The organism is Pseudomonas sp. 01L34 (assembly GCF_056400265.1).
Genome location: NZ_JBFTSX010000003.1, coordinates 420,882 through 444,396, shown reverse-complemented (window position 1 = coordinate 444,396; position 23,515 = coordinate 420,882). Strand labels below are relative to the sequence as shown.

General features: G+C 60.4%; 23 protein-coding genes and 1 other RNA gene. 11 read left to right on the top strand and 13 right to left on the bottom strand.

The window, feature by feature from the left end:
* Positions 1 to 21 precede the first annotated feature (21 nt).
* The 8 genes from gcvH to AC1DQM_RS10575 all read right to left on the bottom strand — a co-directional run bounded on the left by gcvH (position 22) and on the right by AC1DQM_RS10575 (position 9,021).
* Positions 22 to 405, bottom strand: a complete 384-nt coding sequence (gcvH, locus tag AC1DQM_RS10610) for a glycine cleavage system protein GcvH (protein WP_138866476.1) — start codon at positions 403 to 405, stop codon at positions 22 to 24.
* A gap of 50 nt (positions 406 to 455) precedes the next feature.
* A complete protein-coding gene (gene gcvT, locus AC1DQM_RS10605) occupies positions 456 to 1,538 on the bottom strand; it encodes a glycine cleavage system aminomethyltransferase GcvT (protein ID WP_413697668.1) in 1,083 nt (360 codons plus the stop codon).
* A 156-nt stretch (positions 1,539 to 1,694) separates the two neighbouring features.
* A complete protein-coding gene (locus tag AC1DQM_RS10600) occupies positions 1,695 to 3,311 on the bottom strand; it encodes an ABC transporter permease (protein WP_477746143.1) in 1,617 nt (538 codons plus the stop codon).
* A 140-nt stretch (positions 3,312 to 3,451) separates the two neighbouring features.
* On the bottom strand, positions 3,452 to 4,456 hold the full coding sequence (locus AC1DQM_RS10595) for an extracellular solute-binding protein (protein WP_096479394.1): 1,005 nt from the start codon (positions 4,454 to 4,456) through the stop codon (positions 3,452 to 3,454).
* Between the two features lie 131 nt (positions 4,457 to 4,587).
* Positions 4,588 to 5,805, bottom strand: a complete 1,218-nt coding sequence (locus tag AC1DQM_RS10590; protein ID WP_173861167.1) for a 2-octaprenyl-3-methyl-6-methoxy-1,4-benzoquinol hydroxylase — start codon at positions 5,803 to 5,805, stop codon at positions 4,588 to 4,590.
* A gap of 115 nt (positions 5,806 to 5,920) precedes the next feature.
* A complete protein-coding gene (gene ubiH / locus AC1DQM_RS10585; RefSeq protein ID WP_477746142.1) occupies positions 5,921 to 7,108 on the bottom strand; it encodes a 2-octaprenyl-6-methoxyphenyl hydroxylase in 1,188 nt (395 codons plus the stop codon).
* Positions 7,105 to 8,439: a Xaa-Pro aminopeptidase gene (pepP, locus tag AC1DQM_RS10580; protein WP_477746141.1), complete on the bottom strand. Its 1,335-nt coding sequence runs from the start codon at positions 8,437 to 8,439 to the stop codon at positions 7,105 to 7,107. Before pepP ends, ubiH begins: the two co-directional genes overlap by 4 nt.
* A 27-nt stretch (positions 8,440 to 8,466) precedes the next feature.
* Positions 8,467 to 9,021 (bottom strand): YecA/YgfB family protein, encoded by a 555-nt coding sequence (locus AC1DQM_RS10575; protein WP_007940361.1) that lies wholly within the window; start codon positions 9,019 to 9,021, stop codon positions 8,467 to 8,469.
* 125 nt (positions 9,022 to 9,146) lie between these two features.
* Here AC1DQM_RS10575 and AC1DQM_RS10570 point away from each other — a divergent pair, with 125 nt between their 5' ends.
* The 4 genes from AC1DQM_RS10570 (at position 9,147) to AC1DQM_RS10555 (ending at position 10,572) form a co-directional block, all read left to right on the top strand.
* Positions 9,147 to 9,356 carry a TIGR02449 family protein gene (locus AC1DQM_RS10570; protein WP_007940359.1) on the top strand — a complete coding sequence of 70 codons (210 nt, stop codon included), beginning with the start codon at positions 9,147 to 9,149 and terminating at the stop codon, positions 9,354 to 9,356.
* Positions 9,353 to 9,670, top strand: coding sequence for a cell division protein ZapA (locus AC1DQM_RS10565; RefSeq protein WP_018927584.1), 318 nt, complete (start codon positions 9,353 to 9,355; stop codon positions 9,668 to 9,670). Before AC1DQM_RS10570 ends, AC1DQM_RS10565 begins: the two co-directional genes overlap by 4 nt.
* Positions 9,671 to 9,700: 30 nt before the next feature.
* Positions 9,701 to 9,879, top strand: a non-coding RNA gene (ssrS, locus tag AC1DQM_RS10560) — 6S RNA.
* 87 nt (positions 9,880 to 9,966) lie between these two features.
* Entirely contained in the window at positions 9,967 to 10,572 is a 606-nt protein-coding gene (locus tag AC1DQM_RS10555) for a 5-formyltetrahydrofolate cyclo-ligase (protein WP_477746140.1), read from the top strand.
* 35 nt (positions 10,573 to 10,607) lie between these two features.
* Here AC1DQM_RS10555 and AC1DQM_RS10550 read toward each other — a convergent pair whose 3' ends face one another.
* Positions 10,608 to 10,757: a hypothetical protein gene (locus tag AC1DQM_RS10550; protein WP_018927582.1), complete on the bottom strand. Its 150-nt coding sequence runs from the start codon at positions 10,755 to 10,757 to the stop codon at positions 10,608 to 10,610.
* A 200-nt stretch (positions 10,758 to 10,957) separates the two neighbouring features.
* Between AC1DQM_RS10550 and AC1DQM_RS10545 the strand changes: the two genes are divergently transcribed.
* From AC1DQM_RS10545 to AC1DQM_RS10530, 4 genes are all read left to right on the top strand, one after another.
* Positions 10,958 to 11,407 carry an EVE domain-containing protein gene (locus AC1DQM_RS10545; protein ID WP_064621039.1) on the top strand — a complete coding sequence of 150 codons (450 nt, stop codon included), beginning with the start codon at positions 10,958 to 10,960 and terminating at the stop codon, positions 11,405 to 11,407.
* Positions 11,408 to 11,536: 129 nt separating this feature from the next.
* Positions 11,537 to 12,502, top strand: a complete 966-nt coding sequence (locus AC1DQM_RS10540) for an HlyD family secretion protein (protein WP_477746139.1) — start codon at positions 11,537 to 11,539, stop codon at positions 12,500 to 12,502.
* Positions 12,499 to 15,222: a ribosome-associated ATPase/putative transporter RbbA gene (gene rbbA / locus AC1DQM_RS10535; RefSeq protein ID WP_477746138.1), complete on the top strand. Its 2,724-nt coding sequence runs from the start codon at positions 12,499 to 12,501 to the stop codon at positions 15,220 to 15,222. The genes AC1DQM_RS10540 and rbbA overlap by 4 nt, the downstream gene beginning before the upstream one ends.
* On the top strand, positions 15,222 to 16,340 hold the full coding sequence (locus tag AC1DQM_RS10530) for an ABC transporter permease (protein WP_018927578.1): 1,119 nt from the start codon (positions 15,222 to 15,224) through the stop codon (positions 16,338 to 16,340). The genes rbbA and AC1DQM_RS10530 overlap by 1 nt, the downstream gene beginning before the upstream one ends.
* Positions 16,341 to 16,400: 60 nt before the next feature.
* On the opposite strand, the gene AC1DQM_RS10525 is transcribed toward AC1DQM_RS10530, so the two are convergent.
* A complete protein-coding gene (locus AC1DQM_RS10525; RefSeq protein ID WP_477746137.1) occupies positions 16,401 to 16,808 on the bottom strand; it encodes a flagellar basal body-associated protein FliL in 408 nt (135 codons plus the stop codon).
* 150 nt (positions 16,809 to 16,958) lie between these two features.
* Here AC1DQM_RS10525 and AC1DQM_RS10520 point away from each other — a divergent pair, with 150 nt between their 5' ends.
* Both AC1DQM_RS10520 and glpT read left to right on the top strand, forming a co-directional pair.
* Complete coding sequence (locus tag AC1DQM_RS10520; protein ID WP_018927576.1) at positions 16,959 to 17,936, top strand: NADPH:quinone oxidoreductase family protein; 978 nt, start codon at positions 16,959 to 16,961, stop codon at positions 17,934 to 17,936.
* A 203-nt stretch (positions 17,937 to 18,139) separates the two neighbouring features.
* Positions 18,140 to 19,489: a glycerol-3-phosphate transporter gene (gene glpT, locus AC1DQM_RS10515; protein WP_018927575.1), complete on the top strand. Its 1,350-nt coding sequence runs from the start codon at positions 18,140 to 18,142 to the stop codon at positions 19,487 to 19,489.
* Here glpT and AC1DQM_RS10510 read toward each other — a convergent pair.
* Positions 19,465 to 20,133, bottom strand: coding sequence for a gamma-glutamylcyclotransferase (locus AC1DQM_RS10510; protein WP_477746136.1), 669 nt, complete (start codon positions 20,131 to 20,133; stop codon positions 19,465 to 19,467). The genes glpT and AC1DQM_RS10510 overlap by 25 nt on opposite strands.
* 385 nt (positions 20,134 to 20,518) lie before the next feature.
* Between AC1DQM_RS10510 and AC1DQM_RS10505 the strand changes: the two genes are divergently transcribed.
* Positions 20,519 to 20,962: a hypothetical protein gene (locus tag AC1DQM_RS10505; RefSeq protein ID WP_019580529.1), complete on the top strand. Its 444-nt coding sequence runs from the start codon at positions 20,519 to 20,521 to the stop codon at positions 20,960 to 20,962.
* Between the two features lie 14 nt (positions 20,963 to 20,976).
* On the opposite strand, the gene AC1DQM_RS10500 is transcribed toward AC1DQM_RS10505, so the two are convergent.
* Together AC1DQM_RS10500 and ubiD are read right to left on the bottom strand one after the other, a co-directional pair.
* On the bottom strand, positions 20,977 to 21,945 hold the full coding sequence (locus AC1DQM_RS10500; protein WP_018927572.1) for a CDP-6-deoxy-delta-3,4-glucoseen reductase: 969 nt from the start codon (positions 21,943 to 21,945) through the stop codon (positions 20,977 to 20,979).
* Positions 21,945 to 23,411 (bottom strand): 4-hydroxy-3-polyprenylbenzoate decarboxylase, encoded by a 1,467-nt coding sequence (ubiD, locus tag AC1DQM_RS10495; RefSeq protein ID WP_477746135.1) that lies wholly within the window; start codon positions 23,409 to 23,411, stop codon positions 21,945 to 21,947. Before ubiD ends, AC1DQM_RS10500 begins: the two co-directional genes overlap by 1 nt.
* Positions 23,412 to 23,515: the final 104 nt, after the last annotated feature.

The following is a 23,515-nucleotide window of genomic DNA, read 5'->3' as shown; positions in this document are numbered from 1 at the left end:
ACAGCTCCTGCAAAGCGGGTATTACTCGCCGATGGCGGCCTTGTAGCCCATCGGGTCGAGCAGCTTGTCCAGCTCAGAGGTATCGCTTGGCTCCAGTTTGAAGAACCAGCTGTCATAAGGCGCGCTGTTGACCAGTTCCGGGCTGTTGGCCAACTCTTCGTTGACGGCAATGACTGTGCCGGAGACCGGCGAGTAGATATCCGACGCAGCCTTGACCGACTCGACGACACCCGCAGCCTCACCGGCAGCGAACACTTTGCCGATTTCCGGCAGCTCGACGAACACCACATCACCCAAGGCTTCCTGAGCATGGTCTGAAATACCCACTTTCACGCCGCCATCATGGTCTAGACGGGCCCATTCGTGACTTTCGGCAAAACGCAGGTCGACAGGAATTTCGCTCATGTTCTGTGTCCTCAAGAAAAATGTCGGCAGTCATTGACCGCCAAAAAAGGTTAGATCAAGGTTTTGCCATGGCGTACGAAGGTCGGCTTGACCACTCGAACCGGGTACCACTTGCCACGGATTTCCACTTCAGCGCGGTCGGCGGTAGCCGCCGGCACGCGCGCCAGTGCAATCGACTTGCTAAGCGTAGGAGAGAAACTACCACTGGTGATCTCCCCTTCGCCAACATCGGCGATGCGAACCACCTGATGAGCCCGCAGAACGCCACGTTCTTCAAGGACCAGACCGACCAGTTTGTGCTGCACGCCAGCGGCCTGCTCGGCCTCCAGGGCGGTACGGCCAAGGAACTGGCGCGTGGCCGGTTCCCAGGCAATGCTCCAGGCCATGTTGGAAGCCAATGGCGAAACGTCTTGATGAATATCCTGACCGTACAGGTTCATGCCGGCTTCGACCCGCAAGGTATCGCGCGCCCCGAGGCCGATCGGGGAAATTCCTGCGCCCACCAGATCGTTGAAAAACCCCGGCGCCTGATCGGCCGGCAGCACGATTTCCAGACCGTCCTCACCGGTGTAACCGGTGCGGGCGATGAACCAGTCACCGTCGGCCTGACCTTCGAAAGGTTTGAGCTGCTGGATCAACGTAGCGCGGGACTGGGTCACCAGTTCGGCAATCTTGTGCCGGGCGTGAGGCCCTTGAATGGCCAGCATCGCCAGTTCGGAGCGCTCGTTGAGCCGCACATCGAAGTCGCCGAGATGAGCCTGCATCCAGGCCAGGTCCTGATTGCGGGTGGAGGCGTTGACCACCAGCCGATATCCGTCATCGAGGCGATAGACGATCATGTCATCGACGATACCGCCGTGCTCGTTGAGCATGGCGCTGTACAAGGCACGGCCGGGGCTGTGCAGGCGCTCGACGTCGTTGGCCAGTAAGTATTGCAGCCAGGCCTTGGCCTGGGGGCCGTCGACATCGATCACGGTCATATGGGATACATCGAAAACCCCGCAATCGCGGCGCACCTGATGGTGTTCCTCGACCTGCGAGCCGTAATGCAGAGGCATATCCCAACCGCCAAAATCGACCATCTTCGCGCCGAGGGCGAGATGAAGGTCATACAGAGGCGTGCGCTGTCCCATGGGTTTCTCCTTCCGGGCGTGGCGAAGGTGCGGACAGCCGCTGTACGGGGTGAAATGCCTTGAAATAAAGGCTTTCAGCCGATTTCAGCAACCCGGTCTGAAAGACGGACCGCACCGAATGCCGCGCATTGTAGCCGCAAGGTGTAGGACTGACACCTAGCCGTTTCGATGCGCCGACCTTCTGATTAATCCGATGACCGGCAACAGCCCGACCAGAACCAGGGTCATTGCCGGCAACGAGGCCCTCGCCCACTCGCCTTCGCTGGTCATTTCAAAGATCCGCACCGCCAGCGTGTCCCAGCCGAACGGGCGCATCAGCAGGGTCGCGGGCATTTCCTTGAGCACGTCGACGAACACCAGCAACGCAGCGCTCAACGTGCCCGGAAGCAGCAGCGGCAGATACACTTTGAAAAACAGTCGTGGCCCACTGACGCCAAGGCTACGTGCTGCTTCGGGCAAAGAGGGCCGTATACGCGCCAGGCTGCTTTCCAGCGGCCCGTAAGCCACGGCGATGAATCGCACCAGATAGGCCAGCAACAACGCCGACAGACTGCCCAGCAGCAACGGTTTGCCCGCGCCGCCAAGCCAGCCCGACAGCGGAATCACCAGTTCGCGATCCAGATAACTGAACGCCAGCATGATCGACACCGCCAACACCGAGCCCGGCAGTGCATAGCCGAGGTTGGCCAGACTGATGCCGGAACGGATCACCCGGGTCGGTGCCAATCGACGGGCAAACGCCAGCAGCAGCGCGACGCTGACAGTAATCAACGCCGCCATGCCGCCCAGGTACAGGGTGTGTACGATCAACCCGGCATAACGTTCGTCCAGATCAAAGCGCCCGCGTTGCCAGAACCACACCAGCAGTTGCAGCATGGGAATGACGAAGGCGCAGGCGAACACCAGACCACACCAGCTCATCGCCGCCAGCGCCTTGACCCCATGCAGGTGATACAACGCCTTGACCCGCGGCCGTTCGTTGCCCGCCCGGTTGGCTCCCCGAGCCCGGCGCTCGCCATATAACACCACCATCACCACTAACAGCAGCAGGCTGGCCAGTTGCGCGGCGGTGGAGAGACTGAAAAAGCCGTACCAGGTCTTGTAGATAGCGGTAGTAAAGGTATCGAAGTTGAACACCGACACCGCACCGAAATCCGCCAGGGTTTCCATCAGCGCCAACGCCACCCCCGCGCCGATCGCCGGACGAGCCATGGGCAACGCCACTCGCCAGAACGCCTGCCATGGGGATTGCCCAAGGACTCGCGCCGCTTCCATCAGGCCTTTGCCCTGAGCCAGAAATGCAGTGCGCGCCAACAGGTAAACGTAGGGATAGAAAACCAGCACCAGCACCAGAATCACGCCACCGGTGGAACGCACTCGCGGCAGCCTCAGACCACTGCCGAACCATTCGCGCAACAGGGTTTGCACCGGCCCGGCGAAATCCAGCAGGCCTACAAAGACAAAGGCCAGCACGTAGGCAGGAATCGCGAACGGCAGCATCAACGCCCAGTCCAGCCACCGCCGCCCCGGGAACTCACAGAGGCTGGTGAGCCAGGCGAGGCTGACGCCCAACAGCGTCACGCCGATGCCAACGCCGACGACCAGCGTGAGGGTATTGCCCAGCAGCCGCGGCATCTGCGTGTCCCACAGGTGGGACCAGATCTGCTGATCGATGGTTTGCCAGGAAAGAAGCAGGACGCTCAGGGGCAGCAGGACCAGCGCAGCGATGGCGAAGACCAGGGGATACCAGCGGCGTTGGGCGGGGTGGGCCAAGGAAAAGCTCTCGGGTAAATCAACGAAGTGTATGCAAACCGCAAAAAGATCGCAGCCTACGGGAGCTCCTACGTCGGGATGGTATTTACCCGGTAGGAGCTGCCGCAGGCTGCGATCTTTTGATCTTTAAAACAGCAGACTCAGTTCCATCCGACCCGATCCATCATCCGAATCGCTTCAGCCTGACGCTTGCCGGCGATTTCCACTGGCAAGGTATCGGCCACGAACTTGCCCCAGCTCGCGACTTCAGCCGAAGGCTGAACGGCAGGGTTGGCCGGGAACTCCTGGTTCACGTCAGCGAAAATCTTCTGCGCTTCAGGCGTGGTCATCCACTCCACCAGCGCCTTGGCGGCTTCCGGGTGCGGTGCATGTTTGGTCAGGCCGATACCCGACAGGTTGACGTGCACGCCACGGTCGCCCTGATTCGGCCAGAACAGTTTCACCGGCAGGTCCGGCTTCTGCTTGTGCAGACGGCCATAGTAGTAAGTGTTGACGATGCCGACATCGCACTGACCGGCATTGATCGCTTCCAGCACGGCGATGTCGTCGGAGAACACGTCGGTGGACAGGTTGTTGACCCAGCCTTTGAGGATCTTCTCGGTTTTCTCGGCGCCATGGACTTCGATCATGGTGGCGGTCAGGGACTGGTTGTAGACCTTCTTCGCCGTGCGCAGGCACAGGCGGCCTTCCCACTGTTTATCGGCCAGCGCCTCGTAGGTGGTCAGCTCACCGGGTTTCACCCGGTCGGTGGAGTAGGCGATGGTCCGCGCCCGCAGGCTCAGGCCAGTCCAGGCATGGGAGGATGCACGGTATTGCAGCGGGATGTTGGCGTCGATCACCTTGGAGGTGAACGGCTGGAGGATGCCCATCTGCTCGGCCTGCCAAAGGTTGCCGGCATCGACGGTCAGCAGCAGGTCGGCAGTGGCGTTTTCGCCCTCGGCCTTGATCCGCTGCATCAACGGCGCTTCCTTGTCGGTGATGAACTTCACCTGTACGCCGGTTTTCTGGGTGTAGGCATCGAAGACCGGTTTGATCAGCTCATCGATACGCGAGGAGTAAACCACCACCGCGTCGGCAGCCTGGGCGGCGGTGCTGCCTATCAGGGTCAGGGCCAGTGCGGTCAGTAGACGCTTGGGTGCCAACATGGAAGCGGTCTCTCGAAATGGGAAGTGAGGCCAAATGATAAGGACTCACATTTCGCTTCTCAATCGAACACTGGGCGGAGGAGTTACCAGATGTTGCACAATCGAATGAATCACAATGTGGCGAGTGGGCTTCAGGCCTTGGCCAACGCCGGCAAATCCCCAATCAACCCAAGCGCTTCGCGCACGAACAACGCCTTGGCCTCGGGCATCTGGTCGACCATCTTCAATCCGGTATTGCGCAACCAGCGCACCGGCAACGGATCGGCCTGGAACAGCCGTTCGAACCCTTCCATCGCCGCCATCAACGCCAGGTTGTGGGGCATGCGCCGACGCTCATAGCGACTGAGCACTTTCACATCCGCCAATCGCTCACCGCGCGCGGCCGCTTGCAGCAGCACTTCGGCCAGCACTGCGGCATCGAGGAAACCGAGGTTCACGCCCTGTCCGGCCAGCGGATGGATGGTGTGGGCCGCGTCGCCGATCAGCGCCAGACCTTCTGCCACGTAACGCTTGGCATGACGCTGACGCAGCGGCACGCAAAGACGCGGGTCGGCGCTGAGCACCGTGCCGAGGCAGCCTTCAAAGGCCCGCTCCAGCTCCTTGCAGAAGCTTTCGTCGTCCAGCGCCATCAGGCGTTCGGCTTCGCTCGGCGTGGTCGACCAGACAATCGAGCACCAATCCTGCTGACCGTCACGTTCCAGCGGTAGAAACGCCAGCGGGCCGTTGTCGGTGAAACGCTGCCACGCGGTCATTTGATGCGGTTTGGAACAGTGCACACTGGTGACGATCGCGTGGTGCATGTAATCCCATTCGCGGGTCGCAACGCCGGTCAGGCGCCGCACCGCCGAGTTGGCGCCATCCGCCGCGATCACCAACGGTGCCCGCAAGGTGCGGCCATCGGCCAGGGTCAGCAGCCAATCGTCACCGGAACGGCGCATCTGCTCCAGACGCGCATTGGCCAGCATCCCGAGGTCGCAGTCGTGCAGCCGGTCGAGCAAGGCGTCCTGAACCACACGGTTCTCGACGATATGCCCGAGTACGTCGGCATGTACGCTGGTCGCCGAGAAATGGATCTTCCCGGTGCCGCTGCCATCCCAGACGTGCATGTCGGTGTAAGGACTGCTGCGCCGGTTGGCGATGCCGTCCCACACGCCCAGGCGTTCGAGTATTCGTTGGCTGGCCGCCGACAGGGCGCTCACCCGCGGCTCGAACGGCGCTTGGCCATCGAAGGGTTTGACGCTCAAAGGGCTGCCGTCCAGCAGCAGGACTTCAAGCCCGCTGTTTTGTAACGCCAGCGCCAGGGCACTGCCGACCATTCCGGCCCCGACAATCAGCAGATCTGCACGCATTTCCATGCTTTAGGCCTGTCTCTCTTGCGGCTTGAGCCGCAGGTAAAGGGTTCTCTCGACGCGCGTCACCGAAGTGCTCGCGTCGTCATGAATATTGATGTGCAGGTGCGCCCGCTTAAACATCGGGACGTGTACCCAGGCCCATGGCCTGCCGGGCGAACCAGCGCTTGGCCGGCGGCAGCAGATCGAGACCGAGCAGGCCGATGTTGCGCCCCAGGGAAACCAGCGGCTGGGTGCTGCCAAACAACCGGGTGACCTGATCGGAGAAGCCCACGGTCAGGTTCTGGTCCAGACGCTGACGCTCGCGATAAGCCTGCAAGGTCGCAAAGTCGCCGAGCGCGGTCTCGCTGCTCAATAAGGTGTCAGCCAAAGCCTGGGCATCGCGCAGGGACAGGTTGAAGCCTTGTCCGGCAATCGGGTGCAGGCTGTGCGCGGCGTTGCCGAGGATCGCCAGATGTGGGCGGACTTGCTCCTCGGCTTCGATCAGCGACAGCGGATACAAATTGCGGGCGCCAACCTGTTTCAGCGTGCCGAGGCGATAACCGAACACGCCCTGCAACTCGTTGAGAAAGCTGCGGTCATCAAGGGCCGCCAACCGTTGCGCGTCCATGCCCAGACGGGTCCAGACCAGGGCGCAGCGGTTTTCCGGCAGCGGCAACAAAGCCATTGGGCCGTCGTCAGTGAAGCGTTCGAAGGCCATGCCGTTGTGCGCTTCGCTCGGAGTGATGTTGGCGATCAGCGCGCTCTGGTTGTACGGGCGCTTCTTGATGCCGATCCCCAGCTGTTCACGCAGGCCCGAACGGCCGCCATCGGCCAACACCGCGAGGTCGCATTCCACCAGGGTTTCATCGTTGAGCGTCAGGCGATAGCCGTCGGTCAGCGGCTCCATGGCGGTGACTTCCGCCGGGCAACGCCAACTGATCACGTCCTTGTCCAGGCTGTGCCAGAGGCATTGGCCGAGCCAGGCGTTTTCCACCACATAACCCAGTGCTGGAACGCCCTCTTCCATCGCCGACAACCGCGCCGTGGAAAAACGCCCACGGTCGGAGACATGAATCTGCTTGATCGGCTCGGCGCGGCGGGAAATTTCCTGCCACACGCCCAGCCGTTGATAAATCTGCCGGGCGCCGAACGACAACGCTGAAGAGCGAGCGTCATAGCTCGGTTGGTACGTATCGCCGGGGGCAAAGGGTTCGATCAGCACGATCTTCCAGCCACGGGCCTTGGCCCCGGCCTGCAACGCCAACGCCAGGCTGGCGCCAACCAGGCCGCCGCCGATGATTGCCAGATTGACTCGACTCATGCCGCTTGTGTCCGTGCGGCGGCCATCAGGGCCTCGATTTCGGCGACCGTTTTCGGCACGCCGTTCGTCAGGATTTCACAACCGGTTTTGGTGACCACCACGTCGTCCTCGATGCGCACGCCAATGCCGCGCCATTTCTTCGCCACGTTCTGGTTGTCCGGGGCAATGTAGATGCCCGGCTCGACCGTCAGCGCCATGCCGACTTCCAGCACGCGCCATTCGCCGCCGACCTTGTACTCGCCGACATCATGCACATCCATGCCCAGCCAGTGGCCGGCGCGGTGCATGTAAAACGCCTTGTAGGCTTCGCTGGCGATCAGTTCATCGACGTCGCCCTGCAACAGGCCCAACTTCACAAGGCCCGTGGTAATGACTCGAACCGTGGCTTCGTGCGCCTGATTCCAGTGTTTGTTCGGTGCGATTTCGGCAAACGCCGCTTCCTGGGAAGCCAGCACCAGCTCGTAGATCGCCTTCTGTTCCGGTGAATACTTGCCGTTGACCGGCCAGGTGCGGGTGATGTCGCTGGCATAGCAGTCGATCTCGCAACCGGCGTCGATCAGCACCAGATCGCCATCTTTGAGCACCGCGTCATTCTGCTGGTAATGCAGGATGCAGCTGTTGCGCCCGGCGGCGACGATCGAACCATAGGCCGGCATCTTCGCCCCGCCCTTGCGGAACTCGTAATCGAGCTCGGCTTCGAGGCTGAACTCATGCAAACCGGCACGGCTGGCCTGCATCGCCCGGATATGCGCCTGGGCGGAAATCCGCGCGGCTTCGCGCATCACCTTCACTTCTGCCGCCGATTTATACAGGCGCATGTCGTGCAGCAGATGATCCAGGGCAACGAATTCGTTCGGCGGCTGGGCACCGAGATTCGCCTTGGAGCGGATCACGTTGATCCAGTCCATCAGATGTCGATCGAATTCCGGGTTGCTGCCCATGGCCGAATACACCCGGTCGCGGCCTTCGATCAGGCCCGGCAGGATGTCGTCGATGTCGGTGATGGGAAAAGCGTCGTCGGCGCCGAAGTCGCGGATCGCGCCTTCCTGGCCGGCGCGCAGGCCGTCCCACAGCTCACGCTCGGCATTGCGTTCACGGCAGAACAGGATGTACTCGCCATGTTCGCGACCGGGAATCAAAACGATAACGGCCTGAGGCTCGGGAAAGCCGCTGAGGTACTGGAAGTCGCTGTCCTGACGGTAAACGTGCTCGACGTCACGGTTGCGAATGGCAACCGCGGCGGCGGGCAGGATGGCGATGCTGTTGGGTTCCATCTGCGCCATCAGGGCCTTGCGGCGACGGCTGTATTCCGATTTCGGGATATGAATCATGGGCAGATGGCTTTTCCTGGCTCGCGATTAATGCAACGACGGTTTGGCGGCTGCTTCGTCGGTTTTCTTGGTTTCAGTGAACAGCAGCAACGGTGCGACGCGCAGGTACTCCATGACTTCCATGTAGTCGCTTTCGCCGTCGTCGGACTCTTCCAGGGCGTCTTGCACCTGAGAAATGGCGGCCAGATCCTGCAGCACTTCAGTCGCTTCAGCGCTGAGGGCATATTCGCGACGGGTCAGGCCGAAGCCAGTGAGGAAGCCCTGGCACCACTGGCCCAGCGCGGCTGCGCGCTCGGTGAGCGGCGCGTCGTCGCTCGGCAGCAGCAGAACAACGGTCATGTCGTCGCTGGTAAGCTCGCCCTTGACCATCTCTTGCAGGCCGATCAAGGCGTTGCGAACGTTGTCTTGCGGCTCGCCTTCGAGCAGCTCGGCGGCGTCTGCCAGCCAGCTGTCGGCATCGAAACCGGCACCGGCGCAGCTACGGCCGAGCAGCAGGCCGTGCAACTCGGCAGGCGAGACGGGATGGCCGCTGGTACTCAGCAGGGTGGCGAAGGCTTGGTACGGAGAATTCTGAATGGGCATGGGTAGCTAGGCGCCAGACGGCGCTATGTCTAGAATGAAGGCCTTGTATCCTACATCGACAGACTCGCCAAGACTATTAAAGGCTGTCCGCCAGCTACCTCCCATCAGACGAACACGTGGACACAATGGAAGACACCGACCTGCAAGCGCTGATGGCCAGACTCGAGCTGCTGATTACCCGAGTCGAGCAACTAAAGAGTCAAAACGCACTCTTACTAGCTCAAGAAAAGACCTGGCGCGAGGAACGCGCGCACCTCATTGAAAAAAATGAAATCGCCCGGCGTAAGGTCGAATCGATGATTTCGCGCCTCAAGGCCCTGGAGCAAGACTCATGAGTTCAAGCAATAGCGTTACCGTGCAGATCCTCGACAAAGAATATTCGATCATCTGCCCCCAGGAAGAGCGCAGCAACTTGATCAGCGCCGCCCGTTACCTGGACGGCAAGATGCGCGAAATCCGCAGCAGCGGCAAAGTCATCGGCGCCGACCGCATTGCCGTGATGGCTGCGCTGAACATCACGCACGACCTTCTGCACAAGGAAGAACGTCCGGATGTGCAGGCCAGCGGTTCGACCCGCGAACAGGTTCGCGACCTGCTGGACCGCGTCGACCTGGCGCTGTCGACCGATCCGGATGTCACCAAGGGCTGATTCGCCAGGCCGCTTGAGTTATACTCGCATCACTCCCTGGGGTGCTTGCCAGTTGACCACGTCCCTGAGCCGATTCGCACTACCCTGGAGGTTGCACGTTGGGCTGGTGTGCATGTCCGCTAGACGGAAAGCCTTAAAGCCTACTGCATCTTCCACCTTGAACTTTCGGGTTCAAGGGCTAAGTCAGCAGCGGTTCATCCGGGGAGCCTGATTTCAATCCGATGCCGGTTTTCATACCGGCATCGGCATGTTTACGGGTACGCTTTTAGTACTCGCACTTTCTGAAGCCTGAATCCATGACCGAACCTGCGCTGCTGCCCCGACCGCAACTTCGACGCATGCTGCGCAAGGCCCGCCGCGCACTGACCCCCAGTCAGCAGCGCGAGGCCGCTCGCGGGCTGTATAAGCAATTGGCCCAGCACCCACTGTTCCGCCGCGCAAAACACATCTCCCTGTACCTGCCCACCGACGGTGAAATCGACCCGCGCCTGTTGATGCGTGCCGCGCAACGTCGGGGCAAGGCGACGTACCTGCCGGTACTCAGCGCCTGGCCGCGAACCAAAATGGTGTTCCAGCGGATTCGTCCCGGAGAAAAGCTCAAACCCAACCGCTTCCGCATTCCCGAACCACGGCACAACCTCGCCCGGCAACGCAAGGTCTGGGCGCTGGATCTGGTGTTGTTGCCGCTGGTGGGGTTTGACGATGTCGGCGGACGCCTGGGGATGGGCGGCGGCTTCTACGACCGAAGCCTGGCGTACTTGGCGCGTCGCAAGAATTGGCGCAAGCCGACGCTGCTGGGCCTGGCCCATGAATGTCAGAAGGTTCAACGATTGGCTCAGGCGAGCTGGGATGTACCGTTGCAGGGCACGGTCACTGACAAGGCGTGGTATTTCGCGGGCTAGACGCCACTGATCTCAGCGGCGTCCAGGCGACAGGTTCAGCGCTTGAACGCCGACGGCTGTTGCTGCGCGATCTCGACGGGAGCATCGGGTTTGTTGTTCCACAGGCTTTGGGCATAGCCGGTGGTCACGACACCAAGGCCGAATAAAATAACCAAAATCCATAGTAAATCCGGTTTGCGTTTCATCGACTGCCCCCCAAAGGCACATCAACACGATGACAGCAGCGGTTTCCGTTGTAGGTGTAGGCCGTGCAGCAGCGTCAAGCTAAGAAGGCCGGCATTTTGCGACAACGTGAACCGACACGCAAACGCTGGCGTCAACCGACTGTCGGTTTGTCATAAAATTGCCTGACCACTTGCCCACCTACCTCGCAAGGAGCAAAACCATGGCTTATTGGCTGATGAAATCCGAGCCCGACGAACTCTCCATCAAAGACCTGGAGAAGCTTGGGCGAGCGCGCTGGGACGGGGTTCGCAACTACCAGGCGCGCAACTTTTTACGGGCCATGGCAGTCGGCGACGAGTTTTTCTTCTATCACTCCAGCTGCCCTGAGCCAGGGATTGCCGGGGTCGGAAAGATCGTCGAGGCGGCGTATCCGGACCCGACGGCGCTGGAGCCCGAGAGTCATTACTTCGATCCGAAGGCCACTGCCGAGAAAAACGCCTGGAGCGCGATCGATGTCGCTCACGTCGAGACGTTTTCCAAGGTGCTTAAACTCGATTATCTGAAGCAGCAAACGGCACTCGCCGAGATGCCACTGGTGCAGAAAGGCTCGCGCCTGTCGGTAATGCCGGTGACAGCCGAGCAATGGGCAGTGGTGCTTAATCTGCGCTAAATACTGCGCTACAGCCTGTGACTCTGGCTTACCTTGCCAAACGGTCAGGCTTACCCCTCAGTTGACTGACATCAAGTCGCCCTAGCACTTTCCTGTCAGACTGGGACGCAATAGACGCAGGATGCAGACATGTCGACGCACAGCCGCTCTTCGCTTTTCTTCGTTTTTTTGCTGGGGGCTGTATTGCTGGCCGCCGGAGGGTTTGGTTATTGGCGGTCGACCGTTAACCGACTGCCCCAAGGGTTGTCTGTCGGCAATGGTCGACTTGAAGCCACTGAAGTGCAGATCGCCAGCAAAACACCCGGTCGATTGGCTGAAGTGCTGGTGGACGAAGGCGACAAGGTAACCCAGGGGCAACTGTTGGCCCGCATGGACACCCGTACCCTCGAAGCACAGCGCAACCAGGCTGAAGCCGAAGTGATACGCGCCCGGGAAAATCTTTCCGCGGCCCAGGCCAATGTGAAACTGCGCCAGAGCGAGCAACTGCTAGCCCAGCAAGAGCTCAAGCGCTCCCAGGCGTTGTTCAATCGCGGTTTCGCCAGCGGCCAGATCATCGACCAACAGCAGTCACGCTTCGACACCGCCAACGCAGCTGTTACTGCGGCCCGCGCCCAGGTGTCCGCCGTCGGCGCAGCCATTGGCGCGGCGCAGGCACAAGTGGCTCAGTTAACCAGCGAAATCGACGACAGCAGCTTGCGGGCCCCTATCGACGGGGTGATTCAGCTTCGCATGGCCGAACCCGGAGAAGTGCTCGGCGCCGGTGGGCGAGTGTTGCTGCTGATTGACCCGAACGATCAATACATGAATCTCTATCTTGCAGCATCCGTCGCCGGACGCCTGGCGGTCGGCGATGAAGCGCGGATCCTGCTGGACGCCCTGCCCGACCAACCACTGCCGGCAAAAATCAGCTTCGTGGCAGCCAAATCGCAGTTCACGCCCAAAGAAGTCGAGACTCGCGACGAACGTCAGAAACTGGTGTTTCGGGTCAAGCTACGCCTGACCCGTCCCAGCGCAGTGCCCCAGGCCAAACCGGGGATGCCCGGCAATGGTTACGTGCGCACCGCTCCCATTGGCTGGCCGGCCAATCTTCAATGACCGGCCTGGCACTGCATGCCACTCGCCTTCAGCACCGCTATGGCGAACGGCATGCACTGACCGACATCACGCTCAGTCTGCCCACTGGTACCCGGTGTGGGTTGATTGGCCCGGATGGCGCCGGCAAATCCAGCCTGCTGGGATTGATCGCCGGCGTGAAGACGCTACAGGAGGGCCAACTGGAAGTACTCGGCGGCTCGATCCAGGACCGGCGCCACCGCAACAGCCTCTACTCGCGCATCGCGTTCATGCCTCAAGGCCTGGGCGGCAACCTGTACCCTGATCTGTCGATCCGCGAGAACATTCACTTCTTCGCCACACTGTTCGGGCTGTCCAGGGCCGAAAGCGATCAGCGCATGCACAGCCTGCTGCTGGCCACCGATCTACTGCGGTTTGCCGAGCGCCCGGCCGGCAAGCTGTCGGGCGGAATGAAACAGAAGCTCGGACTCTGTTGCGCACTGATCCATGAGCCGGATTTGTTGATCCTCGATGAGCCGACCACTGGCGTCGACCCTTTGTCCCGACGGCATTTCTGGGAGTTGATCGATGATGTTCGGCGCCAACGCCCGCAACTGACGCTACTGGTCGCCACCGCGTACATGGAAGAGGCCGAGCAGTTCGAGCATTGCCTGATGCTCGATGACGGCAAGCTGATCGCCGCCGGTTTGAGCCGCGATCTGGCGGCGGTAACCCCCAGCGGCAAGCTCGATGAAGCCTTCACCCACTTTCAGGGCGACACCGGCCACGACAACCAGCCGCTAGTGATCCCTCCCCGAACCAATGCTACGGCCGACATCGCTATCCAAGCCCATGACCTGACCCTGCGCTTCGGCGATTTCACCGCTGTGGATAAAGTCAGCTTCGCCATCGGCCGCGGCGAGATCTTCGGGTTTCTGGGCTCCAACGGTTGCGGCAAAACCACCACCATGAAAGTGCTCACCGGGCTGATCCCGGCCAGCGAAGGCAGTGCCACGCTGCTGGGCAACCCGGTGAACGCCAAGGATCTGGCCACCCGCAAGCGCGTCGGCTTCATGTCTCAGAGCTTCTCGCTCTATGGCGAACTCAGCGTTCGGCAGAACCTGGACCTGCATGCGCGACTGTTCGATCTGCCCCAGGCCGACAGCACTCAGCGCATCGACGAACTGATCCAGCGCTTCAGCCTGGCCAGCGTCGCCCATCAGCCGTCCGGTGCATTGCCGCTGGGTCTGCGCCAACGATTATCCCTGGCGGTGGCGGTGCTGCATCGCCCGGAAGTGCTGATCCTCGACGAACCTACCTCCGGCGTCGACCCGGCGGCGCGGGACGATTTCTGGCGACTGCTGATCGAACTGTCCCGTGAACAGGACGTGACGATCTTCCTGTCCACCCATTTCATGAACGAAGCCCAGCGTTGCGACCGCATCTCATTGATGCACGCAGGCAAGGTTTTGGCCTGCGACACCCCGGCAGCACTGCAACAGCAGTTCAACGGCCAGACACTTGAGGCCGCGTTCGTCACCTGTCTGGAACAGGCCCAGAGCCCGGTCGCAACAGAGACGCCACCAACGCCCATCGACACAACGCTCGCACCCACCCCATCGATGAAAGACCGTCGCTTCAGCTTTGGGCGACTGCGGGCATTGGCGAGCCGTGAAGGCAAGGAACTGCTGCGCGATAGGGTACGCCTGGCCTTCGCGCTGCTCGGGGCGATGCTCATGATGGTGATTTTCGGCTATGGCATTTCCCTGGACGTGGAGAAACTCGCCTTCGCGGTCTACGACCAGGACCAGACCCCGCAAAGCCGGGCTTATCTGGAGGCCTTCCGCGGCTCCCGTTACTTCGACGAACAACCCCCGATAAGCGATCCGGCGCAGTTGCATCGACGACTGCAACGCTCGGAAATCAAACTGGCGCTGGAGATTCCCCCCGGATTCGGTCGGGATCTGTTCGCCGGTCGCCAGCCTACGGTGGCGGCCTGGCTCGACGGCGGTATGCCGTTTCGCGCTGAAACCAGCCGCAACTATGTGGAAGCGGTACACCAGGCCAACCTGGAGCAACTGGCGGATCAGTCCAGTCCCGCACCATCCCGGCAAGCGCCAGCCAAACTGGAAACCCGTTTCCGCTACAACCAGGATGTCGTCAGCGTCAACGCCATCGGCCCTGGAGTGATGGCGCTGATCCTGGCGTTCATCCCGGCCATGCTGACTGCGCTGGGCATTGTGCGGGAGAAGGAACTGGGCTCGATCACCAACTTCTACGCCACACCGCTGACCCGCCTGGAGTTTCTGTTAGGTAAACAGGTGCCGTATCTGGCCGTCAGTCTGATCAATCTCGCCGTGCTGACAGCCATGAACCGCTGGCTGTTCGGCGTCCCTTTCAAGGGCAGCGCATTGACCCTGGCCTTCGGCGGATTGCTCTACGTGCTGGCGACCACCAGCATGGGCCTGTTGATTTCGGCGTTCACCCGAACCCAGATCGCCGCCATTCTCGGCACCATGATCATCACCAGTCTGCCGACCATCCAGTTTTCCGGTCTGATCGTGCCACGGTCGTCCCTTGATGGCGCCGCCGCGGTCATGGGGATGCTGTTTCCGGCAGGCTATTTTCTCGATATCGCTGTTGGCACCTTTACCAAGGCGCTGGATATCCGGCAGTTGTGGCCACAATGCCTGGCGCTGTTCGGGTTCTTTCTCGGGTTCACCGGGCTCAGCCTGGCCATGCTGAAAAAGCAGGAGGTCTGATGCATAAGCTCGCGCACATCCTGCGTCTTGGCCTCAAGGAACTCACCAGCCTGCGACATGACAGTGTATTGCTGCTGTTCCTGTTCTACGCCTTTACAGTGGCGATCTACATGCCGGCCGCGGGCTCAGTGATCGGTGTGCACAACGCCAGTGTGGCCATGGTCGATGAAGATCACAGCCCCATGTCACGCCAACTGGCCCAGATTCTGCGGCCGCCGGAATTTCAACCACCGGTGCCGCTGCCTTATGGTCAGCTGGACGAGGTGCTGGACAACGGGCGGTACACCTTCGTGATCAATGTTCCAGCCAATTTTCAGGCCGATCTGCTGGGCGGCCACCAGCCGGCGGTGCAGGTCAACGTCGACGCCACGGCCATGAGCCAGGCGTTCATGGGGGCAGGCTATATCGGGCGGATTTTCCAGCGCGAGCTGTTGACCTACAGTGGCCAGGGCGATGCGGCGAGCCAGACACCCGTGCGGCTGACAACACGAGCGCTGTTCAATACCAATCTGGAGGGTGGCTGGTTCCTGGCGGTGATTCAGATCGTCAACAACATCACGATCCTGGCCATCATCCTGACGGGCACGGCGCTGCTGCGTGAACGCGAACACGGCACTCTCGACCATTTGCTGGTGCTGCCGCTGACGGCACTGGAAATCATGCTGGCGAAAGTCTGGAGCAACATGCTGGTGGTGGTGCTGTGCACCTGGGTGTCGCTGGAAGTCATTGTCAAAGGCGCCCTTGGCGTGCCGCTGGCTGGCTCCATGAGCTTTTTCTTGCTGGTAACGGCGGTTTATCTGTTCGCCAGCACGGCGCTGGGGATATTCCTCGCGACCCTCGCCCGCTCGACACCGCAGTTCGGCTTGTTGGCAATTCCGGTGATTATCCCGATGTTGCTGCTTTCCGGGGGCAGTACGCCCCTCGACAGCATGCCGCAATGGCTGCAATGGGTGATGCAGGGCTCGCCATCGACGCACTTCGTCAGCCTCAGCGCCGCGATACTGTTTCGCGACGCCGGCATTGGCGTGGTCTGGCCGGACTTGCTGGCATTAAGCGCCATCGGCCTGCTGTTCTTTACCATTGCGCTGCTGCGGTTTCGCAAGAGCCTGGCGTCCTGAAGGGCCGAGTCGCCCTTCGCGGGCAAGTCCGCGAAGGGGCCGCCCCAGACAACAAAAGCCTTACTGGATAATGAGGTTGTTGAACAACAGATCCTCAACCACCGGCTTGCCGGTTTCGTCGTTCATCACTTGCTGGGTCTGCTTCAAGGCTTCCTGACGCAGCTTTTCCTTGGCTTCGACGTTGTTCATGGTTTCAGTGGTCTGCTGGGTAAACAACGCCACCAGCTGATTGCGGATCAACGGCTCATTGGCCTTCACCGCCTTGGTCGCCTCGTCACCAGTCACCCGTAGCGCCACATCGGCCTTGTAAACCTTGAGCTTCGGCGTGCCATCCAACCCATAGTTGCCCACGAACGGCGGGCTCAGGGTGATGTAGTTGACCTTCGGGGCTTCACCTTCTTTGGCTTCTTCGGCCATCGCCGCCACAGGCAGAGACAGGGCCAGCATCAACATGATCCACGCTTTCACAATTCGCTCCTTATCCAGTTTGCGGCCTAGCATAACGACCCGCCGCTCAAGCACAAGCTTATGGCTGACTATCAGGGTCGGGCATGCTCGTTGACCCGTTAACTCACACACCTACACTTATCGGCCATCACTCCCAAAGGAATAGCCCTGATGAAAGCCGTGCTGTGCAAAGCCTTCGGCCCTGCCGAATCGCTGGTGCTGGAAGACGTCGCCAGTCCTGTTGCGAAGAAGAACGAAATCCTGCTGGACGTGCACGCGGCCGGGGTGAATTTCCCGGACACGCTGATCATCGAGGGCAAATACCAGTTCAAACCGCCCTTCCCGTTTTCACCGGGTGGCGAAGCAGCTGGCGTGGTCAGCGCGGTGGGGGAAAAGGTCAGCCACCTCAAGGTCGGTGACCGGGTCATGGCCCTGACTGGCTGGGGCAGTTTCGCCGAGCAGGTCGCGGTGCCAGGCTACAACGTGCTGCCGATCCCGCCATCGATGGACTTCAATACTGCCGCCGCTTTCAGCATGACCTACGGCACTTCGATGCACGCCCTCAAGCAACGAGGCAACCTGCAACCCGGCGAAACCTTGCTGGTGCTCGGCGCGTCCGGCGGCGTCGGCCTCGCCGCCGTGGAAATCGGCAAAGCCATGGGCGCCCGGGTGATCGCCGCCGCGAGCAGTGCGGAAAAACTCGCGGTGGCCAAAGCCGCCGGCGCCGATGAGCTGATCAACTACAGCGAAACCAGCCTCAAGGACGAAATCAAACGCCTGACCGACGGCCAGGGCGCCGACGTGATCTACGACCCGGTGGGTGGCGACCTGTTCGACCAGGCCATCCGCGCCATCGCCTGGAACGGTCGTCTTCTGGTGGTCGGTTTCGCCAGTGGACGCATCCCCGAACTGCCAGTGAACCTGGCACTGCTCAAAGGTGCTGCAGTGGTCGGCGTGTTCTGGGGCTCGTTTGCCCAGCGCCAACCACAGGACAACGCGGCGAACTTCCAGCAGTTGTTTCACTGGTTCGCCGAAGGCAAGTTGAAACCGCTGGTGTCACAGGTGTATCCACTGAGCAATGCGGCGCAGGCGATCAACGATCTTGGCCAGCGCAAGGCGGTCGGAAAGGTGGTCGTGCAGGTTCGTTGATCGTTTTCAAGCCAGGTCGCAGCCTGCGACCTGGCTCCGTCATCCCCGTACCGACTCTCATTTATACCTGAGCGACATGTTCATAAAGGAACATGCAATCTCCAACATTTCCGCTGTTTTGCCGATGCGAACCGGTGCTATTTTCGGTAACGAAACTGTAACATTCGCATCCGCAGTCAAAACAAGAAATCTGGAGCTCTTGAATGTTTGCTTTCTTTCGTCCTGCCGCACATCAGGCTCCATTGCCTGAAGAAAAAATAGACAGCACCTACCGACGCCTTCGCTGGCAGATCTTCGCCGGGATTTTCATTGGCTATGCCGGTTACTACCTGCTGCGCAAGAACTTCACCCTGGCGTTCCCGGACCTGATCGCCCAAGGCTATACAAAAGGCCAACTGGGTGTGGCGATGTCGGCGATTGCAATCGCCTACGGCCTGTCCAAGTTTCTGATGGGCATCGTGTCCGACCGCTCCAACCCGCGTTACTTCCTGCCCTTTGGCCTGGTGGTGTCCGCCGCGGTGATGTTCGTTTTCGGTTTCGCACCTTGGGCCACCTCCAGCGTGACCATGATGTTCATCCTGCTGTTCATCAACGGCTGGGCGCAAGGCATGGGCTGGCCGCCGAGCGGGCGAACCATGGTGCATTGGTGGTCACAGAAAGAGCGTGGCGGCGTGGTTTCGGTCTGGAACACCGCGCATAACGTTGGCGGTGGCTTGATCGGCCCGCTGGCGATTCTCGGCATGGGCTGGTTCAACGACTGGCACAGCAAGTTCTACGTACCGGCTGCCGTGGCGCTGTTGGTCGCCGTGTTTGCCTTCATCGTGATGCGCGATACTCCGCAGTCGACGGGCCTGCCGCCGATTGAGAAGTACAAAAACGATTACCCGGAAGGCTACGACGCCAGTCACGAAGAGGAATTCAGCGCCAAGGACATCTTCGTCAAATACGTGCTGCGCAACAAAATGCTCTGGTTCATCGCACTGGCTAACGTTTTCGTCTACCTGCTGCGCTACGGCATTCTGGACTGGGCGCCGACCTACCTCAAAGAGGTCAAGCACTTCGACTTCGACAAGACCTCGTGGGCTTACTTCCTGTACGAGTGGGCGGGCATTCCCGGCACGCTGCTGTGCGGCTGGATGTCGGACAAGATCTTCCGTGGCAACCGTGGCCTGACCGGCATGGTGTTCATGGCGTTGGTGACCGTTGCGACAATCGTGTATTGGCTGAATCCACCGGGCAATCCGATGATCGACATGATCTCGCTGTTCGCCATCGGCTTCCTGATCTACGGCCCGGTGATGCTGGTCGGCCTGCAGGCGCTGGAACTGGTGCCGAAGAAGGCCGCGGGTACGGCCGCAGGCTTTACCGGCCTGTTCGGTTACTTGGGTGGTTCCGTCGCGGCCAGTGCCATGATGGGCTACACCGTGGACTATTTCGGCTGGAATGGCGGCTTCATTCTGTTGGTCGTTGCCTGCCTGCTGGCGATGGCGTTCCTGGCACCCACCCTGGGCCACAAAAACGTCGCCAGTCAGGGCCGCGAAGCGCTCGCCTGATCTGCCTTTGATTTACAGCGCTTGAGCCGCGCCTCCAGATTCCGGTCTGGCATGGCGTGGCTACGCAGGGCGTGGGCGGTCTGCTCGACATACTCGCGAGTAGTGCCATAGCGCCCGCAAGCGTTCTCGAATACTTGGCTCAGCACGTGATCCGGCAAGTTGCCGGCATAGCTGGGCAGGTGCCGCTCCAATACAAATCCCAATGCCTGAACCTGGTTTCCGTTTTCAAGACGGCAGTTGAGCCAGTGTGGACGATAGGAAGGGAATGGCATCTCGCGCTGCCAGAGTGCATAAAGTGAAGCCTCGAGTTGCTCTTCGGGCAAACGATAGGCGAACCCGCTGCACGAACCACCGCGATCCAGGCCAAATACCAGCCCCGGCACTTCCGGCGTGCCGCGATGCTCGTGGGACCACAGGTACAAACCGCGATGGTAGCCATGCACCCGGCCGCGCACCCGCTCAACCGCCGCACATTCAGGCCGCCAGATCAGCGAACCATACGCGAATAACCAGACCGGCCCACCCTTGTGGCGCGCCATGGTCGACTGCATCGAGCAGAGCAATTGTTCGTGTGTAAGCTGCGGCCCCAGATCGAGCCGCGGAGGGTAAGCCAGATTCAAAAAAGCAGATTCAATGGCGCTCATGGCAATAAAATTTTGGCCCAGCAATTATTACAAAATATAAACAACTTTCACTTCATAGAACATATAGCAGTAATACTAAAACGAAAAGTACTAAGCGTCCTATGACCTTGCGCCCCCTATAAAAAATCCAATACTGAAGCTGGAGGGCTTGGCGATATACCCTAATATCATTTAAGAGAATTCTTAAATACCAGAACGAAATATACATAAGCATTCGGCGCGTCTAGGATAAAGCTCACCTAGGAGAAAATGCCTACAAACCCTTCGGATTTACCGCCTACCCATTGCAGCTTTACGTCGCGTATAACGGCCACCCAAAGACGCAAACCAAACTGCCTCAAAGGCCTGAACAATGAAAACACCATGGATTTACGGGTTACTTCTAATGCTCACGGCGCAGCACTCGCTGGCCGAGGACACCTCTGCGAAAGACACCGGCTCCTGGTATTTGCAGGCCAGCGTCTATACCAGACACTTCTCCCCCGACTCCGACCACAATAACAATCAGGACCTTATCGGTCTTGAGCGCGAGCAAGCGTCCGGTTGGTTGTTTGGTGGCGCAACTTTTCGCAACTCGTTCAGCCAGCGTTCATATTATGCGTATGCGGGCAAACGCTACGAGAGCGCTGACTATCCCGTGTACATAAAACTTACCGGTGGTCTGTTGCAAGGTTACAGCGGCAAGTCTCAGGACAAGATCCCTCTGAATCACTTCGGGGTCGCGCCGGTGATCATTCCTTCAGTCGGGGCACACTACGGACCATTGGCAGCCGAGCTGGTGTTGCTCGGCTTCAATGCCGCCATGGTGACAACCGGGGTGCGCTTCTAGAACGGTTCACGCACCTACGATCGCGGGGCGTAAGCAAATACATCGGCACGCATTTGATGGGCATCCATCCCCGCTTCGACCAAAGCATCGAGCGTGCCATAGACCATGGCTGGAGAGCCGCTGGCATAGACGTGCAGTGCTTTCAGATCAGGGAAATCTTCACACACCGCCTCATGCAACATGCCGCAACGCCCCTGCCAGCCGCATTGATCGCTGACGACTTTATGCAGGAACAGATTGGGCAGCTTCAGCCATTCATCCCAATGTTCGATCTCATAAAAGTCTTCGGGACGACGTACGCCCCAATACAGGTGCACCGGATGCTTGAAGCCCGTGGCGCGGCAATGTTCGATCAGGCTGTGAATCTGGCCCATGCCGGTACCGGCAGCAATCAGTACGAGAGGACCGTTCGGCAGTTCCGCCAGATGGGTGTCGCCGAACGGCATCTCGATCCGCACCATCGGGTTGCGCTGGAGCTGTTCGATCAGGCTCAGCGCGCTGCTTTCGCGCGCCAGCACATGAATTTCGAGGTCGCGGCCGGAATGCGGTGCAGAGGCCAGGGAAAAAGCGGATTTCTCGCCACTCTCACGCTCGATCATCAGGTACTGGCCGGCGTGATAGCGCGGCGGCTTGCCCGCTGGCGCACGCAGACGCACGCGCCAGGTATCGCCACCGACGTCCCTGCATTCAATGACCTGACACGACACGCTGCGCACCGGCAGTTCTCCCAGCGCGAGCACGCCATCCCACAACACGATGCAGTCTTCCAGCGGCTCTGCAATGCAAGTGTAGAACTCGCCATGGTCGCGCACATCGCCAGCCTGTTCGACCCGCCCTTCCACCAGCAATGCGCCGCACACATGGCAATTGCCGTTACGACAGCTTTGCGGGCATTCATAGCCCAGGCGCCGCGCGCCATCAAGAATCCGCTCGCCGGGCAGAATCTCAAGCACTGCTCCGGAGGGCTGCAAGGTTACACGCATCAATCTATTCCTAACTGATTCCAGATGGCATCGATCCGTTGGGTAACGGCTTCATCCTTGACGATGACCCGGCCCCACTCACGGGTGGTTTCGCCTGGCCATTTATGCGTGGCATCGAGCCCCATCTTCGAACCCAGGCCGGAGACCGGCGAGGCGAAGTCCAGGTAGTCGATCGGCGTGTTATCGATCATCACCGTGTCGCGCTTGGGGTCCATGCGCGTGGTAATGGCCCAGATCACGTCGTTCCAGTCCCGTGCGTTGATATCGTCGTCGGTGACGATAACGAACTTGGTGTACATGAACTGTCGCAAAAACGACCAGACACCGAGCATTACCCGCTTGGCGTGGCCGGGATACGACTTCTTCATGGTCACGATGGCCATGCGGTACGAGCAGCCTTCGGGCGGCAAGTAGAAGTCAGTGATCTCCGGGAATTGCTTCTGCAGGATCGGTACGAACACTTCGTTCAGCGCCACACCGAGAATCGCCGGCTCATCCGGCGGACGGCCGGTGTAGGTGCTGTGGTAGATCGGCTTGATCCGATGGGTGATGCGCTCGACGGTGAACACCGGGAAGCTGTCGACTTCGTTGTAGTAGCCGGTGTGGTCGCCGTACGGACCTTCATCGGCCATTTCGCCCGGATGGATCACGCCTTCGAGGACGATTTCGGCAGTGGCCGGTACTTGCAGGTCGTTGCCGCGGCATTTCACCAGTTCGGTGCGATTGCCCCGCAGCAGACCGGCGAAAGCGTATTCGGAGAGGCTGTCCGGCACCGGCGTCACGGCGCCAAGAATGGTGGCCGGGTCGGCGCCCAGCGCCACGGACACCGGGAACGGCTGGCCGGGGTGTTTTTCGCACCATTCGCGGTAATCCAGCGCGCCGCCACGGTGGCTCAACCAGCGCATGATCACCTTGTTGCGACCGATCACCTGTTGACGGTAAATGCCGAGGTTCTGGCGATCCTTGTTCGGACCTTTGGTGACAGTCAGGCCCCAGGTGATCAGCGGGCCGACATCGCCTGGCCAGCAGGTCTGCACCGGCAACATCGCGAGGTCGACATCGTCGCCTTCGATGACCACTTCCTGGCACACCGCGTCTTTGACGACTTTCGGCGCCATCGAGATGATCTTGCGAAAGATCGGCAGCTTGGACCAGGCGTCCTTCAAACCTTTCGGCGGCTCGGGTTCCTTGAGGAACGCCAGCAACTTGCCGATTTCGCGCAACTCGCTCACCGCCTCTGCGCCCATGCCCAGCGCCACGCGCTCAGGCGTACCGAACAGATTGCCGAGCACAGGGATGTCATAACCCGTGGGCTTTTCGAAAAGCAGGGCCGGGCCTTTGGCGCGCAATGTGCGGTCGCAGACCTCGGTCATTTCGAGCACTGGGGACACCGGAACCTGGATGCGCTTGAGTTCGCCGCGCTGTTCCAGGCCGCTGATAAAGTCGCGCAAGTCGCGATACTGCATGCGTGAGCCTCGTTTTGGCCGTGGCGTTCGGGGGTGGCAGTTTAGCGCCGAACCCCTCAGTTCAGAACCACGAACTGCCGTTGATCAAAAATCAGATAGCAAAA

Coding starts and splice junctions, on each gene's coding strand:
- gcvH (WP_138866476.1), bottom strand. CDS start 405: ATGAGCGAAATTCCTGTCGACCTGCGTTTTGCCGAAAGTCACGAATGG.
- glpT (WP_018927575.1), top strand. CDS start 18,140: ATGTTTGCTTTCTTTCGTCCTGCCGCACATCAGGCTCCATTGCCTGAA.
- AC1DQM_RS10500 (WP_018927572.1), bottom strand. CDS start 21,945: ATGCGTGTAACCTTGCAGCCCTCCGGAGCAGTGCTTGAGATTCTGCCC.
- AC1DQM_RS10540 (WP_477746139.1), top strand. CDS start 11,537: ATGTCGACGCACAGCCGCTCTTCGCTTTTCTTCGTTTTTTTGCTGGGG.
- AC1DQM_RS10595 (WP_096479394.1), bottom strand. CDS start 4,456: ATGTTGGCACCCAAGCGTCTACTGACCGCACTGGCCCTGACCCTGATA.
- AC1DQM_RS10510 (WP_477746136.1), bottom strand. CDS start 20,133: ATGAGCGCCATTGAATCTGCTTTTTTGAATCTGGCTTACCCTCCGCGG.
- AC1DQM_RS10505 (WP_019580529.1), top strand. CDS start 20,519: ATGCTCACGGCGCAGCACTCGCTGGCCGAGGACACCTCTGCGAAAGAC.
- AC1DQM_RS10590 (WP_173861167.1), bottom strand. CDS start 5,805: ATGCGTGCAGATCTGCTGATTGTCGGGGCCGGAATGGTCGGCAGTGCC.
- AC1DQM_RS10570 (WP_007940359.1), top strand. CDS start 9,147: ATGGAAGACACCGACCTGCAAGCGCTGATGGCCAGACTCGAGCTGCTG.
- AC1DQM_RS10575 (WP_007940361.1), bottom strand. CDS start 9,021: ATGCCCATTCAGAATTCTCCGTACCAAGCCTTCGCCACCCTGCTGAGT.
- AC1DQM_RS10565 (WP_018927584.1), top strand. CDS start 9,353: ATGAGTTCAAGCAATAGCGTTACCGTGCAGATCCTCGACAAAGAATAT.
- ubiH (WP_477746142.1), bottom strand. CDS start 7,108: ATGAGTCGAGTCAATCTGGCAATCATCGGCGGCGGCCTGGTTGGCGCC.
- pepP (WP_477746141.1), bottom strand. CDS start 8,439: ATGATTCATATCCCGAAATCGGAATACAGCCGTCGCCGCAAGGCCCTG.
- AC1DQM_RS10530 (WP_018927578.1), top strand. CDS start 15,222: ATGCATAAGCTCGCGCACATCCTGCGTCTTGGCCTCAAGGAACTCACC.
- AC1DQM_RS10550 (WP_018927582.1), bottom strand. CDS start 10,757: ATGAAACGCAAACCGGATTTACTATGGATTTTGGTTATTTTATTCGGC.
- AC1DQM_RS10545 (WP_064621039.1), top strand. CDS start 10,958: ATGGCTTATTGGCTGATGAAATCCGAGCCCGACGAACTCTCCATCAAA.
- rbbA (WP_477746138.1), top strand. CDS start 12,499: ATGACCGGCCTGGCACTGCATGCCACTCGCCTTCAGCACCGCTATGGC.
- ubiD (WP_477746135.1), bottom strand. CDS start 23,411: ATGCAGTATCGCGACTTGCGCGACTTTATCAGCGGCCTGGAACAGCGC.
- AC1DQM_RS10520 (WP_018927576.1), top strand. CDS start 16,959: ATGAAAGCCGTGCTGTGCAAAGCCTTCGGCCCTGCCGAATCGCTGGTG.
- gcvT (WP_413697668.1), bottom strand. CDS start 1,538: ATGGGACAGCGCACGCCTCTGTATGACCTTCATCTCGCCCTCGGCGCG.
- AC1DQM_RS10555 (WP_477746140.1), top strand. CDS start 9,967: ATGACCGAACCTGCGCTGCTGCCCCGACCGCAACTTCGACGCATGCTG.